The sequence below is a fragment of the Maricaulis sp. D1M11 genome (assembly GCF_047308265.1).
Classification (GTDB): Bacteria; Pseudomonadota; Alphaproteobacteria; order Caulobacterales; family Maricaulaceae; genus Maricaulis.
The window spans coordinates 35,910-50,988 of record NZ_JBKQWY010000004.1 but is presented as its reverse complement, the minus strand read 5'-3'; the positions used below and the strand labels follow the sequence as shown (position 1 = coordinate 50,988).

General features: G+C 60.5%; 12 protein-coding genes. 10 read left to right on the top strand and 2 right to left on the bottom strand.

Annotation, left to right across the window (positions count from 1 at the left end; genetic code table 11):
- Window positions 1-52 precede the first annotated feature (52 nt).
- Both RMQ97_RS08770 and RMQ97_RS08765 read left to right on the top strand, forming a co-directional pair.
- Window positions 53-2,608, top strand: a complete 2,556-nt coding sequence (locus RMQ97_RS08770) for a glycoside hydrolase family protein (RefSeq protein WP_413660491.1) — start codon at window positions 53-55, stop codon at window positions 2,606-2,608.
- Window positions 2,609-2,700: 92 nt separating this feature from the next.
- Window positions 2,701-3,873 (top strand): isovaleryl-CoA dehydrogenase, encoded by a 1,173-nt coding sequence (locus tag RMQ97_RS08765; RefSeq protein WP_413660490.1) that lies wholly within the window; start codon window positions 2,701-2,703, stop codon window positions 3,871-3,873.
- Between the two features lie 16 nt (window positions 3,874-3,889).
- On the opposite strand, the gene RMQ97_RS08760 is transcribed toward RMQ97_RS08765, so the two are convergent.
- Both RMQ97_RS08760 and RMQ97_RS08755 read right to left on the bottom strand, forming a co-directional pair.
- Window positions 3,890-5,629, bottom strand: coding sequence for a patatin-like phospholipase family protein (locus RMQ97_RS08760; protein WP_413660489.1), 1,740 nt, complete (start codon window positions 5,627-5,629; stop codon window positions 3,890-3,892).
- A 104-nt stretch (window positions 5,630-5,733) separates the two neighbouring features.
- Entirely contained in the window at window positions 5,734-6,219 is a 486-nt protein-coding gene (locus tag RMQ97_RS08755; protein ID WP_413660488.1) for a hypothetical protein, read from the bottom strand.
- Window positions 6,220-6,793: 574 nt separating this feature from the next.
- Between RMQ97_RS08755 and RMQ97_RS08750 the strand changes: the two genes are divergently transcribed.
- The 8 genes from RMQ97_RS08750 (at window position 6,794) to RMQ97_RS08715 (ending at window position 15,013) form a co-directional block, all read left to right on the top strand.
- Entirely contained in the window at window positions 6,794-8,401 is a 1,608-nt protein-coding gene (locus RMQ97_RS08750) for a carboxyl transferase domain-containing protein (protein ID WP_413660487.1), read from the top strand.
- Between the two features lie 76 nt (window positions 8,402-8,477).
- Window positions 8,478-9,101, top strand: coding sequence for an SOUL family heme-binding protein (locus RMQ97_RS08745; RefSeq protein WP_413660486.1), 624 nt, complete (start codon window positions 8,478-8,480; stop codon window positions 9,099-9,101).
- Between the two features lie 119 nt (window positions 9,102-9,220).
- Entirely contained in the window at window positions 9,221-9,541 is a 321-nt protein-coding gene (locus tag RMQ97_RS08740) for a hypothetical protein (RefSeq protein WP_413660485.1), read from the top strand.
- A 123-nt stretch (window positions 9,542-9,664) separates the two neighbouring features.
- A complete protein-coding gene (locus tag RMQ97_RS08735) occupies window positions 9,665-10,066 on the top strand; it encodes a hypothetical protein (RefSeq protein ID WP_413660484.1) in 402 nt (133 codons plus the stop codon).
- Between the two features lie 157 nt (window positions 10,067-10,223).
- Window positions 10,224-11,036 carry an enoyl-CoA hydratase-related protein gene (locus RMQ97_RS08730; RefSeq protein ID WP_413660483.1) on the top strand — a complete coding sequence of 271 codons (813 nt, stop codon included), beginning with the start codon at window positions 10,224-10,226 and terminating at the stop codon, window positions 11,034-11,036.
- Between the two features lie 81 nt (window positions 11,037-11,117).
- The gene (locus RMQ97_RS08725; protein ID WP_413660548.1) at window positions 11,118-11,912 is read left to right on the top strand and encodes a DUF817 domain-containing protein; all 795 of its coding nucleotides are present in this window, start codon (window positions 11,118-11,120) and stop codon (window positions 11,910-11,912) included.
- A gap of 99 nt (window positions 11,913-12,011) precedes the next feature.
- A complete protein-coding gene (locus tag RMQ97_RS08720) occupies window positions 12,012-14,000 on the top strand; it encodes a biotin carboxylase N-terminal domain-containing protein (protein WP_413660482.1) in 1,989 nt (662 codons plus the stop codon).
- 62 nt (window positions 14,001-14,062) lie between these two features.
- On the top strand, window positions 14,063-15,013 hold the full coding sequence (locus RMQ97_RS08715; RefSeq protein ID WP_413660481.1) for a hypothetical protein: 951 nt from the start codon (window positions 14,063-14,065) through the stop codon (window positions 15,011-15,013).
- The last annotated feature ends 66 nt before the right edge of the window (window positions 15,014-15,079 follow it).

Genomic DNA, 15,079 nt, shown 5'->3' with positions numbered 1-15,079 from the left:
AGATTTGCACTGCCAGGGTCTGGACCAGACCGCCGTCTCGAAACGGAACACGATGAAAGCGCGACTGAAATCCTCGCCGGCCGCCCGGGAATTGATTGAGGCATACGAGCCTTTCCACGAGCTTGCCCAGATCCATGCCGAAGGGCATTGGGTTGTTGGTTTTGGCCACCGCAAGGCTGCGCGCGAAGGCGTGCGGGTCTCACGCGATGAGGCCTCCCTCCTGCTGATTTATGATGTGATGCAGGCCGAGGCGGCGATTGATGAAGTCGCATCCATTCCGCTGACAGACGCTCAGCGTGATGCCCTGGTCAGCTTTGTTCACGGAATCGGGGTGGACGCCTTTGCCCGTTCCGATGTGGCACGCTTTCTGTTTGAGGGCCGGGCTTCGGCAGCCGGTGAAGCCATAGCCAGCTGGGCTGACAGCGCGTCGGCCCGTCATGAGGCGGAAAGTCAGTTGTTCCTGAAAGGGCCGAGGGCGGCCGCGCCGGTCGAGATTGTCGAAGGCGAAGCCGAACTGGTTGAAACCGAGACCGTTTCGGCGGGGGCCGAGATGGCGACGGATCAGGTTCAGACGATGGATGAGGCTGAGGCCGAGGATGAGAGTGTCGAACTCGTCATTAAGGTAGAGCATCCCGAGCCTGCAGAAGAGGCCTTGGCGCCCCTTGAGGCCGCCGTCCGCGAACTGGCGGATGACCAGCCTGACACGGCGTTGATGGAAGCGCCGCCCGTCGCTGAACTGGCGATGGCGGATGCGGAACCGGTGGCATCGCTTGCCGAAACGGCAGATGAGGACACCCCGCCCGCTACTCCGCCGATCGCGGAATTACCGCCCCCTCCGCCGCCGGCCGCGCCGCGTGAGTCTCATCCGGGACGCGCGGAAAACGAAATCGCCCGCATGATCGCCATGGCCCAGGCCGGGCTTGATGCGCGGATTCTGGAACAGAGCGAGCCGGAGACTGTCGAACTCGTCGCGCCGGTGGTGCCAAGCCTGGACGATACGCCCACGCAGGAGGATGTCGCAGAGGCCGAAATCTCGCCGGAAGACCAGCCGACGGACGTCGACGTGGTCGAAGATCTCGCCAGTGAGAGTGAAGCAGGTGAGATCGAAGAAACAGCCGAGGTCGACGCCGACCCGGTTATCGCTGAGGATGAGGATTCGGTCCCCGGGACAGATGTTGAGCCCGTCATCGAGGCTGAGCCCAGCGTGGTGGCTGAGGCCGACGATGCCGTGATCGGCGACACCGCAACATCTGAAGCGGACGATACCGCTGAACCTGTTGACGTCACCGATGAAACGATAATCGCTGATCCGGTCTCTGAAGTCACAGCTGACGCGGTGGCCACGGATGAAGTGAACGAAGGGGGCGCAGACGAGACAGTCGTCGAGGAGGCTGTTTCCGAGGATGTCGCCGCCGTTGAAGATGCTGCCGCCGTTGAAGATGCTGCCGACAGCGATGCTAGCGACGATACCGAAACAGACGCCACACCCGCCGGACAGGCTCTGACTGACGCTCTGACCGAAATGCCGCTTCCCCCTGTAGAGGAAACACCCGACGAAGAGATCTCAGAAAGCGCCGATCTTACCGACAACGCGCTTGAAGACGCGGCGCAGCCCGACACGCCACTGCCTGGCCGCCCGGCGCGCGATGATGTCGCTGCTGCCGTGATCGCGCGCATGTCGCGCCAGATCGAGCAGGCGCCCACGGAAACGGCGCCCGAGCATTATGCACAGGTCCAGGCCAACAACCGCAATCTGCCGGAAGGTGTGACGCTGGGCTTTGCTCTAGTTGGTGAGATGTTCGCCGGCTGGGAGCGGGCTGAGCCCACACCTGTGGAGCCGCAGACAGACGAAACTCCTGCGAATACAGCGGCTGAGAATAGAGTGGCTGTGGAGACGGTGTCTGAAGAGGTGACCCCCGAGGTCGCGCCGGATCAAATGCCTGAGATCCTGGTCGAGAGTGACAAGGCTGAGGCGGAATTCGATGATGTCGATGTTCCGACTGTGGGTGAAACCGAGGTGGCGGAAGAGCCGGAGACCACAGAAGAGCCCGATATCGCGGGCGAACCGGGTCCGGCGACAGCCACAGACGCGGATACACACTCAGACGTGGATGTCGCCACTGAGAGTATTCCCGCCAACCAGATCTTCGACATGTCTGCCGATTCGACCCCGCCGCCATCGGTGGATGAGTTTGTCGCTGAAGCGGCCGATGACGGGATGAATGGCGAAATCGAAAATCCTCATCGTCCCGATCCCGCCGATGCAGGTGTTGATCCCGATCCCCTCTACGAGTCGGAACGCACGGACGAGGTGGAGCTGGACAGTTTCACGCCGGCCGATCTGACCGGCGGTGATGACCCCTATCAGATCATTCCCGAAAAACATGTCGCATCCGATCCTTATGAGGGCTTGTGGAGTTTCGTGGTCGTGCTTGTGCTGGGCCTGGCGACCGGGGGCTATGGCGCCTACACGGTGGTGCAGGACTGGGCGCATATCGTGGCCGAGCGGCCTTTGACCTTCGGCGTGATCTGCGCGCTGGTGGGACTGTTCCTGGTGATCGGTTCGGGGTGGCAATTGCTCTCCATGCTGGGTTCAAAGAAAAAATAATCCACCGCATTTCAGATTTCGGCGGGCATAATTTTCTGTGATCTGGCGTTCGGGCGCTTGACGCCTGTCGAGCGCGTGATACATCGCGCCACATGATTGCGAACGAATACCCCTCTCTTGATTTCGACCTCGGTGAAACCGCGGACATGATCCGCGACACCGTCCGTTCCTTTGCTGCAGACGAGATCGCGCCGCGTGCGGCCGAGATCGATCAGAGCGACGAGTTTCCTGCCGATCTCTGGCAGAAAATGGGTGAGCTTGGCCTGCTCGGCATCACCGTCGAGGAAGAGGATGGCGGTTCCGGCCTGGGATATCTGGAACACGTTGTAGCGATGGAGGAAATCTCCCGCGCTTCGGCCTCTGTCGGCCTGTCCTACGGTGCCCACTCGAACCTGTGTGTGAACCAGCTGCGACGCTGGGGCACGGCCGAGCAAAAGGCGCGCTATCTGCCCAAGCTCATGACCGGTGAGCATGTGGGGTCGCTGGCGATGTCAGAGCCCGGTGCCGGGTCGGACGTTGTCTCCATGCGCCTGCGGGCCGACAAGCGCGGCGATCGTTACGTGCTCAATGGTTCGAAGATGTGGATCACCAATGCGCCGTCCGCGGATACGCTGATCGTCTACGCCAAGACCGAGCCTGAGGCGGCCTCCAAAGGAATCAGCGCGTTTTTGATTGAGAAGGGTTTCGCCGGTTTCTCCGTCGCCCAGAAGCTCGACAAGCTGGGCATGCGCGGATCAGAGACGGGTGAGCTGGTCTTTGAAGACTGTGAAGTGCCGGAAGAGAATGTGATGGGGCCGCTGAACGAGGGTGTGAAAGTCCTCATGTCAGGCCTCGATTATGAGCGCGCTGTCCTGTCTGCTGGTCCGGTGGGCATTATGCAGTCCTGCCTCGATGTGGTGCGTCCCTATATCCAGGAGCGCAAACAGTTCGGTCGTTCCATCGGTGAGTTCCAGCTGGTCCAGGGCAAGCTGGCCGATATGTATGTCACGATGAATGCGGCCCGGGCCTATGTCTATGCCGTGGCCAAGGCCTGTGATCGCGGCCAGACGACCCGCAAGGATGCTGCGGGCGCCATTCTTTACGCTGCGGAAGCGGCCACCAAGCTGGCTCTTGATGCCATCCAGCTGCTGGGTGGGAATGGCTATATCAATGAATACCCGACCGGACGCCTTTTGCGCGATGCCAAGCTCTACGAGATTGGCGCGGGCACGTCAGAGATCCGTCGCTGGCTGATCGGCCGCGAGCTGTTCAACGAAGGTCTGTAATCGGGCAGGGCCGGGCTCAGTGCCCGGCCAGTCCCAGACGTTTGCGCAAATCCGGTGTGGCCGCCTCAAGGGATTGGCGCATCGCGTCATAGCCGGCCTCGATCGCCGGTTTGAAGCTTTCCCAATCCCTCATATCAATGTCCGTATCTGGCAGAACCAGAAGATCGGCCGCATTGCGGCTGCGATCCGTACTGTCGGCAACACCCAGCGTGGCGGCCCGCATCAGCAAGGATGTGATGGGCGGCAGGGTGTGGATGCCCTTCTTGCGGACCCAGCCGAAGAAATCGGGCGGGTTCACGAAATCATCGACATTGAGCCCCTTGTGACGCGACACATCGATGCCGACAATGGCGCCGCGGTGAAAGGAGCGCATTTCCGAAGCCGGGAAATTGGTGAACACGGCACCATCCACCAGCACATTCTCACCATCAATAACCGGCGGCAAAATGCCCGGAATGGCGATGCTGGCTCTGAGCGCTTCGCGCAACAGGCCGCTGCGGTGAACGTGTGGACGACCAGTCGACAGATTGGAAGAGAGGCAGAAAAACGGGCGTTCCAGATCGGCAATATCAACCTCGCCGAAATTCTCGACCAAGCGTTTGTGGACCTTGCGCCCGCGCGAGAGCGAGATCACCGGCAGTGTCCAGTCATCCAGTGGATTGGAGGCCACAAACGCCTTGTGGATGCGGTTCTGCAACTCATCATCGCTCCAACCCATGCCGATGCCGGCGGCGATAATGGCGCCCATCGAGGTGCCACCCAGGAAATCGATCGGGATACCGGCTTCACGCAGGGCCCGGATTGCGCCGAGATGGGCGTAGGCCCGGGCGCCGCCGCCTGACACAACCAGTCCGATCGAGCGGCCGGCTAGGGTTCGCGCGAGACGTGCGGCGTCTTCGGCCTCGTGGTCCTGGCGCCAGTGGAACAGGCGGCTGGCCTCGGCGGCATCGGTCCATTCCTGTGGGCGTGAGGCCCGGCCCACGCCGCCAAAATGCAAGAGCACCACATCAAGCAGTTTGAGTTTGGCGGCCGGAGAGGGATCATCTGGCAGGAGCGGGAAGGAAGGGCGCGCATCGGCACGCGCAAACAGCCACATGCGATCGGCGCGTCCCATAGCCCGGCGCGCCCACCCCGGATCCGCCATGCGGGCTGTCAGCAGAACAATGTCATGGCCTTCTTCCAGGGCATCGAGTTTTTGGCCTGACCAGTCGGCACAGTCTTCCGACCCGATGGCACAGCTCAGCCCCATCGTTTCCAGGGCGGCCTTGAGGGCGCCGGCTCGATAATCCAGATCAATGGTCGGCGAGGTCGAGATGAGCGCAAACACCCGCGGTTCGGCACCGGTATGGCGATTATGGCCGCGCAAGCGGGCGAGCATCATTCGGGCCAGTTCACGCATCAGGCTGGCATGCTTACGTGTCAGCCGATCAAAACTGGCTTTGGGCAGCCGGACCAGTTCGCTGTCTCGCAGGGCATAGACGCTTGCCGAGTGCGGGGTTTCATCGAGTAGCGACATTTCGCCGACCGGCTCACCGGCCCGGATATAGCCAATCAGATCGGGACGGCCCAGCGCACCCTGACGAAATGCGGCGAGCGCGCCGGAGCGCACCAGATAGAAGGCATCAGCGTCATCACCTTCATTGAACAAGACTTGTCCTGCGGGCAGGCAGAACCACTCCACCTCATCCTCAACAGCTTTGAGAACATTGGTGTCGACCCGATTGAGAAAGGGCAGGAAGGAAAGATTGATGGGCATGGGGCTCGGTCTTGCGGATGGATCCACAATCTAGAACCAAACGGGGTTGTCTTGAAGGGGATTTGCGCGTCTGTGCGTCCCGGACCGGGCGGGTGTTGTTAACGTCAGAACTGCCAGCGCATCACCAGATGGCCAACGGGCTTGACGTGACGGGCCTGTCGGTCACCGACCGCGTCTGAATTGATCCGGTCTAGATTGTCCATCTGCAGGGTCTGGGAATCGATACTGCCCTGTTCGTCCTTGAAATAGGCGCCGCCCTGCAAGGTGAGGGACCAGTTCTCGCCATCGCGGACATTCACTCCGGCCCCGAAATAGCGGGCCCAGCGCACATGCTGTGGATCAATATCGACATCTTCGGAGTGAACATCGAGAGGTGTGCCTGGAAGCGCGGTTGCCCGTGTCCAGGACTCCAGATCTTGTTCGCTCAGGGCGACGGCGCCAGCCGTCAGGAAGACTGTGTCGCTGCCAAACGGATAGACGTCCAGCTGGCCCCCCATCACCGCCAGTTCAGAAGGGGTGTCAGTCAGGGATTGTTCGGCGATCTGGAGAACAGGGGTTTCCGGCTCCCAATCCACCCAGCGAAAACTCACGCTGTCTGGTGGGGACGTATCCTCGGCCTGGACAAGTGCGGCGCGAGAGTCGACCGGCGCAGGTGGTGGAGCGAGAAGGTCGTCGGAATCAGCGTGACATACCGCGCACAACAAGGGCGCGGATAAACCGCCGATAACAAGAACACGCGCTGACAGTCCCTTTAAGGTCATCCGATGCGTCCCCTGCTTCGGTGATTGGCCTTCGTGTCAAACTCTCACACAACCTCCTCATCCCGCATGAACGAGGGATTAAAGTCCATCCTTAAATTATTCCGATCTCCACAAAATGGAGGGTTTTTCACAAAAGTTTTGGCCGACTCCCGGGGTGAGGGGCGGGAGCCGGCCGGACCACCCTGGAGGGTATGGGCTATCAACGGGCGGTCTTGGGGCTCATTTGCTTGTGAGATGCGTGGGGAATGGAAAACGGATGCAGATTGATGAGAAAAAACCTGGTGACGAGGTCGCGAAGACCGGTCTTCCTCTGCAAGCATGATTGCCATTGCGGCCTTTGGCGGGTTAATCACCACGTCGAACACACGATCTTAGTCAAAACTTTTCCGAAACCGGGTTATTCATGACACAACTTGCTTCTGCCCTGGACACGTCGTCGGACTCTTTCCGCCTGAATGCCGAGGCCATGGAGGCTCTGATCGACGAGCTCAATGGCAAGACGGCCGAGGCCGCGCTGGGCGGATCGGAGCGGGCCCGTGAAAAACACCTCTCTCGGGGCAAGCTTCTGCCGCGCGACCGGGTAGAGCGCCTGCTGGATCCGGGTACACCGTTTCTGGAAATCGGGGCTCTTGCGGCCAATGGCATGTATGAGGGCAATGTTCATGGCGCGGGTGTGATCGCGGGCATCGGTCGTGTCGAGGGACGCGAGGTGATGGTGGTCTGCAATGATCCCACCATCAAGGGCGGTGCCTATTATCCGCTGACGGTGAAAAAGCATCTGCGGGCGCAGGAAATCGCCATGCAGAACAACCTGCCCTGTGTCTATCTGGTCGATAGTGGCGGGGCGAATCTGCCTCACCAGGCTGAGGTGTTTCCCGATCGTGAGCATTTCGGCCGGATTTTCTACAATCAGGCCAATATGTCAGCCCGCGGCATTGCCCAGATCGCCGTGGTCATGGGCTCGTGCACGGCGGGCGGTGCCTATGTTCCAGCGATGTCGGACGAGACCATTATCGTACGCAAGCAGGGAACGATTTTCCTGGGCGGACCGCCGCTGGTGAAAGCTGCGACCGGCGAGGAAATCTCCGCCGAGGATCTGGGGGGCGCCGATGTGCATGCCCGTATCTCCGGCGTGGCAGATCACTATGCGGCCAATGATGAGCATGCCCTCCAACTGGCGCGTCGGGCGGTGGCCAATCTCAATACCGTCAAGACCAATCCGCTGGCCATGGCTGAACCCCGGGATCCGGCTTTTGCGCCCTCCGAGCTCAACGGGGTCGTGCCGGCAGATATCCGTGCGCCCTATGATGTGCGCGAAGTGATTGCGCGCCTGGTGGACGGGTCTGAATTCGATGAATTCAAGAAACTCTATGGCGAGACCCTGGTGACCGGGTTTGCCCGGATTTTCGGCATGCCGGTGGGCATCATCGCCAATAATGGCATTCTGTTTTCCGAGAGTGCCCAGAAAGGCGCCCACTTCATCGAATTGTGCGCCCAGCGCAAAATCCCGCTGGTTTTCTTGCAGAATATTACCGGTTTCATGGTGGGTTCAAAATACGAGTCCGGCGGAATCGCGAAGGACGGGGCCAAGCTGGTCACAGCCGTTTCGACCTATGCCGGTCCCAAATTCACGATCATCATCGGCGGGTCCTATGGCGCAGGCAATTACGGCATGTGCGGCCGGGCCTATTCGCCCAACTTCCTGTTCATGTGGCCCAATGCGCGTATTTCCGTGATGGGCGGAGAACAGGCTGCGTCTGTTCTGGCGACCGTCAAGCGCGATGGTCTGGAACGCCAGGGTGAGACCTGGTCGGACGCGGATGAAGAGGCGTTCAAGGCGCCGATTCGCGAGCGTTATGAGGATGAGGGCAATCCCTATTTCTCCACGGCGCGCCTGTGGGATGACGGTATTATTGCGCCGGCGGATACACGCCGGGTCTTGGGATTGTCCCTGTCCGCTGCGCTGAACGCTCCGATTCTCGACACCCGGTTCGGTGTGTTCCGCATGTAAGGTCTCTGCGCGCACATTCGCCCGCCAATCCAATTGTGCGTTTCACGCGTAGATACCGGCATGAGAGGAGATCATCATGCTGCGTATCATTTCCCTGTGGATCGGGCTGGGACTGGCTTTTCTGACCGTGTCTGAGGCCAGGGCCGCGGACGAGCCCCCGCATCGTGTGATCCTGCGCGACGGACCCATCGAGATCCGCGACTATGAGGCGCGCATCCTGGCCGAAGTCGATGTGAGCGGCCAGATGGGTGCCGCTGGCAATGCCGGGTTCAGGCCGCTTGCGGGTTACATCTTTGGTGGCAATCAGACGGCGAGTGGTGGATCTACGGAGATCGCCATGACCACGCCGGTCACCCAGACACCCGTGATCGATGGCGAGACGACCGAAATGGACCGCTGGCGTGTCGCGTTCGTGATGCCACCGCAATGGTCGATGGACACCCTGCCGCGCCCTCAGGACCCTCGCGTGAGCCTGCGTGAAGTGCCGGCCGAGCGTATTGTGGCCATCCGGTTCAACGGGGGTGCCCGACTAGACCGGTTCCGTGATTACGAGGCCGAATTGCGCCGTTTCATGGCGGATCGCGGTTTGCAGGCTGCGGGTGAGGCTGTGTATGCCCGTTATGATCCACCTTGGATTCCGACCCCGTTTCGCCGCAATGAGGTGATGATTCCTGTCTTGGGTGTCGACACCCTCCAATGACACTGGACGCATCCCGTTTCACGCGAAAACCCTGACAGGTTTTCCGTGACTTGGACGAAATCGTTAACCATACTCCGCCGCGGATCCGGTCGTTGGGAACCGGAGGGGTAGGGGGCGTCATGCCGGACTTTTTTCAGGACGTGCTGGTGTTTGCACGTGAGGGCTTTGCTGAGGTCAATGCGGCCCAGGGGCTCATTATTGCCGTGATTGCAGCCATGATTATGTCGCAATGGCCGCGTATTTTCATCATCGTCGCTGGTGCAGTGGCGGCTCACATCGGGCTGGACATTCTGTCTCCCGTCTTTGCCGAAGTCGGACCCTTGCGTCTGCCGGATGTGACCCGACTGGGATACTGGCGATATGTGGGGCTTTTGTTTGCAGGGTATGCGATCGCGATTTCTGTTCTGTTCGCGATCAAGCGCGTTGTCGTAAGGCGTTAACAAAAACTCGCCTGAGAGGAGAAGTCTCTTTTCAAGCTTGCGATTTGTTAACACCGTGCTCACCAATCGCACGTGCCGAGGGGTTGCGCGTGTTTGTCATATCTGCGGAAGGGGCCGCGAAAGATGGAATTTATTGATCAGATTCTGGTATTCTTGATGCCTGTCTACACCTTCTTCGAGCCGGGTCTGCTGGCTCATGCGTCCTATGGCACCGCAGCGGTGAACTGGATGCATCTGGGCATTCAGATGGGCGTGATCGCGCTCGTTCTTGCCCTGTTGATGCGCGAATTCAGCGCCATCCTTATTTTCACCGTGGTCGCCGTGATCATCCATGTGATTGTGGACCAGGTGATGCCGATTGTGCGCTCAGGCGGCGACATGGCCAGCTTCAACGCGGCCGAGTTCGGTGCCATGTTCACCGACACAATCTACTACCTGTTCCTGGGAGCGATCGCGCTGGGCTATTTCCTTGGCCTGATCATCCTCTTCCTGCTCAAGAGCCTGATTTTCCGCGGCGACGACTAGTCGCGCGAGATCGTGCTCGATCAACAAGTGCTCCCGAGGCACTTCACCCAGAGGCCGTTCGTGTGTTGTGCGAGCGGCCTCTTTTTATGATCGCAATACCGGTCTAAATCAGACACACAGGTCAGGCTTTGTGCCGTCATTTCGAGGAGACACTCCCATGGCTGATGCGTCGTTCGATCAAAAGGCCCCGGTTACGCTGGACGTGAGCCCGGCCGGCGTGGCGGTGGTGATGCTGAACCGTCCGGACAAACACAATGCGTTCAATGCGGAGGTTATCTCGGCCTTGTCGGATGTGTTTGAGACCCTGCGGGCCAATGCAGACGGGGTTCGTGTGGTGATCCTGCGCGGGGCTGGCAAGAGCTTTTCCGCCGGCGCGGATCTGGAATGGATGAAAGCCGCCGCGCACTACACAGAAAGCGATAATGAAGAGGATGCGATGGCATTGGCCACCATGCTCAAACGTCTCTACGACCTGCCTCAGCTGACGATCGCGCTGGTGCATGGCGCGGCCATGGGCGGTGGTGCCGGACTGCTGGCCGCGTGTGATGTCGGCGTGGTGATGAAAGATGCCACGATCCGCTTCTCCGAGGTGCGCCTGGGGCTGACCCCGGCCACGATTTCACCCTTTGTGGTTCGGGCGATCGGTCCGCGTTGGGCCCGGGCCCTGTTTGCGTCCGGGGAAGGGTTTGACGGTGCCTTTGCCCATCAGATCGGTCTGGCGCAATACGTTGTGGAGGACATGGAGGAGATGGTCGGGATGGAAGAGCATCTGGCCAAGCTGGCCTTTGCCGCGGCGCCGGGCGCTGTCGCCGATGCCAAGGCCTTGGTGGACGATGTTGCCGGCAAGGATATCGATCACGCGCTGGCGGTGCACACCGCCAAGGCGATCGCTCGTCGTCGCGCCTCGGTTGAAGGCAAGGAAGGCCTCACCGCTTTCCTTGAACGCCGCAAGCCAAGCTGGGCTGAGTAGGGTTGGGACCGTTTGAGCGTGCAGCGGCTTGATCCCCGCCACTGGCTTCACGACCGGCGTGAAGCCTTCCGCTCAGCTTTTGTGCGCGGTCCGTGGAGCCTGGGTCTGTTCGAGTTCCTGGCGTTCGGGATCAAACAGGGCTGGGCCTGTCTTTTTGGCGGATTGATGCTGGCGCTGCTGTTGGTGACCTTCTTGGTCTATCCGTCAGATTGGCCGCTTGCGCGCTATGATTTCCTTACCCTGGCCGCCCTGGCGATCCAGATCGGTCTGATCGCAACACGGCTCGAAAGCTGGGAGGAGGCGCGTGTCATAGCGGTCTTCCACGTCGTCGGCACGGTCATGGAGATCTTCAAGACACAGGCTGGAAGCTGGGTCTATCCGGAAGCCAGCGTGCTGCGCATCATGGATGTACCATTGTTCTCCGGCTTCATGTATGCGGCGGTCGGGTCCTATATTGCGCGGGTCTGGCGCATTTTCGACTTCCGGTTCACGCATTTCCCGCCGCTTTGGGCGCAGGCCGTACTGGCCGTGGCGGTCTATGTGAATTTCTTTGCCCATCACTACACGGTGGATGTCCGGCTCTGGCTCTTTGTTGCCACTGCAGTGATTTATGGGCGTTGCGTGGTGTGGTTCCGTCCCGACGCCAACCACCGTCCCATGCCCCTGGTGATCGGTTTCCTGCTTGTGGCCCTGTTCATCTGGTTCGCGGAAAATATCGGAACCTATGCCCGGGCCTGGACCTATCCGGGCCAGTTGGAGGCCTGGCAGCATGTTTCCCTCGCCAAGCTGGGATCGTGGTATCTGCTGATGATCATCAGTTTCGTTCTGGTCGCCAGCGTGCAATACCGTGTCCCCAAACACGGGCAGCCGGACTGATCTGCGCAGGAAATCGCGCCTTGAGGTCATGGCCGTGCGTGATATCTGACAGAACCAGAATATCTGACAGCATCAGAAACGTTCAGCCGGGCGGAAACCATGATTGAGACTTTGCTGATTGCCAACCGCGGCGAGATTGCCCGCCGTATCATCCGGACGGCCCAGGCCATGGGGATCCAGACCGTGGCGGTGTTCTCAGATGCCGATGCCGACGCCCCCCATGTTCGTGAAGCCGATATGGCCGTGCATCTGGGCGGTTCAGCGGCGTCCGAGAGCTATCTGCGCGCGGATCTGATTCTGGCGGCAGCGCGCGAAACCGGAGCAGATGCTATTCATCCGGGCTATGGTTTCCTGTCGGAGAATGCCGAGTTTGCCGAGGCCTGCGCTGAGGCGGGCATTATCTTTGTCGGCCCGAAACCGCATTCCATCCGCGCGATGGGCCTGAAAGACCAGGCCAAGGCCCTGATGGAAGAGGCCGGTGTGCCGGTCACACCGGGCTATCACGGGGAGAATCAGGACGCCGCCGCCTTGCAGCGCGAGGCGGACACGATTGGATACCCGGTCCTGATCAAGGCCGTTGCCGGTGGTGGTGGTAAGGGCATGCGCAAAGTCGAGCGTGGGGAGGATTTTCAGGATGCGCTCGAGAGCTGTCGTCGCGAGGCGTCGAAAAGCTTTGGCGATGACCGTGTGCTGATCGAGAAATTCATCACCAATCCGCGCCATATCGAAGTGCAGGTCTTTGGTGATAGCCGCGGCCGTGTGATCCACCTGTATGAACGCGATTGCTCCTTGCAGCGCCGGCACCAGAAGGTGCTCGAAGAGGCCCCGGCACCGGGCATGACCCCGGCCGTGCGAGCCGCGATGTGTTCGGCTGCGATCAATGCGGCCAAGGCCGTCGATTACATCGGGGCAGGTACGATCGAGTTCATCGTCGACGGATCGGGCGCACTGCGTGAAGACGGGTTCTACTTCATGGAGATGAATACGCGTCTCCAGGTGGAACACCCGGTTACCGAGATGGTGACGGGTCTGGATCTGGTTGAGCTGCAATTACGCATCGCTGCGGGTGGTTCCGTGCCCGAGCAGGACGCGATCACGCTGTCCGGTCATGCGATCGAGGCTCGTCTTTACGCTGAGGATCCTGCGTCTGGTTTTCTGCCCTCGACCGGTGATCTGACCCGTCTGGATCTGCCCATGGATGATCAAGGCGTGCGTGTCGATACGGGTGTGGAAGAGGGCGGTGTGGTGTCGATCTATTACGACCCCATGATCGCGAAACTGATCGCTCATGACGTAACCCGTGAAGAGGCCTGTGGCCGCCTGGCCGGCATGGTGGATGAGGTGCGGGTCTGGCCCGTCAAGACCAATGCCGGCTTTTTGCGCCGTGCGGTTCTGCATCCGCAATTTATCGCCGGACATGTCTATACCGGCTTTATCGAGGATCATCTCGAGGCGCTCGTTCCCGCAAGTGCCGATCCGCTGGCCGGTCTCTTTGCCGCGCTGACCACGCTCGATCTGGGTCCGGCGTCGCAAGGCGATGGCGACCCGTTCAGTGCCCGCGATGGTTTCCGTCTCAATCGGGATCCGGCGCTGCGGTGCTGGTATGAGGTGGACGGCGAAACCGTCGAGGTTGCCGTTGAACCGCTCGCGGAGGGTGTGGCGGCTCGGATGGGCGGGCTTCACGCCGCTGTTCAGGATCTGGGGGCGGCCGGTGGTGTCACCGGGTTCGAATTCCAGGCCCTGGCCGAGGATGGCCCGGTTTACGGATCGACGGAACGCCTTGAGGGCGGTCTGCTGGTTGCGGTGCGCGGCGAGAGCCGTTTCTTCGCGGATCTACGTCCCGAAGCCGCTGCGGAAGGTCTTGAAGCGGGCGATGTCATCAAGGCGCCGATGCCGGGCAAGGTGCTCGCTGTGAACGTGTCGGCAGGTGATCCGGTGGCCAAGGGGCAGGCCCTGGTGGTGCTGGAAGCCATGAAGATGGAACACGGGCTCGCCGCTCCGCGTGACGGGGTGATCGGCGAGGTGTCTGTCGAGGCGGGAGCCCAGGTGGCTGAAGGCGATCTCCTGGTCCAGCTCGACGCGGAATAGAGATCACCGCGCCTTGGCACTGATCCTGCTGTGTACCGGTTGAACAAGCCGGAGGCGGATCAATGCGTGACACCTATATGAGCCAGTTTTCCAGTGTGTGGAGCGAAGAAGCAAAGCGCGATTTTCGCCGTACGCCTATCGTCGTGAAGCATAACTATCACGAGCATAACGCATTTTCCGATCTGTCCCTGGCAGCCCTGCTGGATCGTCACCCGCGCGACATGATCGATTTCTGCACCATGGGCGATGATGCCACAGATCGGGACAGTTGGCGGGCCGGGGATCCGGGAGACCTGTCCGGCGAGGCGCTCATCGATGCCGTGCGTCATGGCAAGCTGTGGATCAATATCCGCCATGCCATGGATACGGATGACCAGTATCGTCCCATTTTCGACGCCATGCTGGCGGACATGAAACGGGCGCGCCCCGGTTTCAACCCGTTGCTGGCCGAGGCCGGTATTCTCATTTCTTCGCCGACGGCGCAGGTTTTCCTGCACTCGGATGTCTCTGAAACCATGTTGTGGCACATGCGGGGTGTGAAACGGTTCCGGACCTATCGTCCCGAAGCGCCTTATTATGACCCGCAGGATATGGAGGCCGTGCTTCACAAGGAACAGACCGAGGATATTCCGTTTGATCCGGCCTGGGATGCCGACGCCTACACCGTTGACCTGCATCCGGGCATGGCCACCAACTGGCCGCTTCACGGGCCGCACCGGATCGAGAACCAGTCGGGCTTGAATGTCTCTGTCCCGTTCGAGATCTCGACACCGGAATCGCGTCGTCAGAACGCGGTGATTTTCGCGAACGGTTTCATGCGTCGTCATTGGGGTCTCAATCCGAGTTCCATTCGGGTCGACGGGCCGGTCGGGTTTGCCAAGCAAATGCTGACCGCTGGGATCAAGGTGAAACGCAAGCTGTTTGGCATGCCGGCACAGGTTGAACCCAAGAGCGAGACCACGTTCGAGATCGACGGCAAGTCGGATGGCGGTTTCATCGATCAGGCGGCCTAGTCTGAACAGACATTCACACACGTGACGAACGCTTAAGTACCGAGCTGGCCGACTGCATGTTAGCGG

What these genes read in the sequence shown, in the direction of transcription:
- RMQ97_RS08770 (WP_413660491.1), top strand. Translation starts at nt 53, where the DNA reads ATGAAAGCGCGACTGAAATCCTCGCCGGCCGCCCGGGAATTGATTGAG.
- RMQ97_RS08765 (WP_413660490.1), top strand. Translation starts at nt 2,701, where the DNA reads ATGATTGCGAACGAATACCCCTCTCTTGATTTCGACCTCGGTGAAACC.
- RMQ97_RS08760 (WP_413660489.1), bottom strand. Translation starts at nt 5,629, where the DNA reads ATGCCCATCAATCTTTCCTTCCTGCCCTTTCTCAATCGGGTCGACACC.
- RMQ97_RS08750 (WP_413660487.1), top strand. Translation starts at nt 6,794, where the DNA reads ATGACACAACTTGCTTCTGCCCTGGACACGTCGTCGGACTCTTTCCGC.
- RMQ97_RS08745 (WP_413660486.1), top strand. Translation starts at nt 8,478, where the DNA reads ATGCTGCGTATCATTTCCCTGTGGATCGGGCTGGGACTGGCTTTTCTG.
- RMQ97_RS08740 (WP_413660485.1), top strand. Translation starts at nt 9,221, where the DNA reads ATGCCGGACTTTTTTCAGGACGTGCTGGTGTTTGCACGTGAGGGCTTT.
- RMQ97_RS08735 (WP_413660484.1), top strand. Translation starts at nt 9,665, where the DNA reads ATGGAATTTATTGATCAGATTCTGGTATTCTTGATGCCTGTCTACACC.
- RMQ97_RS08730 (WP_413660483.1), top strand. Translation starts at nt 10,224, where the DNA reads ATGGCTGATGCGTCGTTCGATCAAAAGGCCCCGGTTACGCTGGACGTG.
- RMQ97_RS08720 (WP_413660482.1), top strand. Translation starts at nt 12,012, where the DNA reads ATGATTGAGACTTTGCTGATTGCCAACCGCGGCGAGATTGCCCGCCGT.
- RMQ97_RS08715 (WP_413660481.1), top strand. Translation starts at nt 14,063, where the DNA reads ATGCGTGACACCTATATGAGCCAGTTTTCCAGTGTGTGGAGCGAAGAA.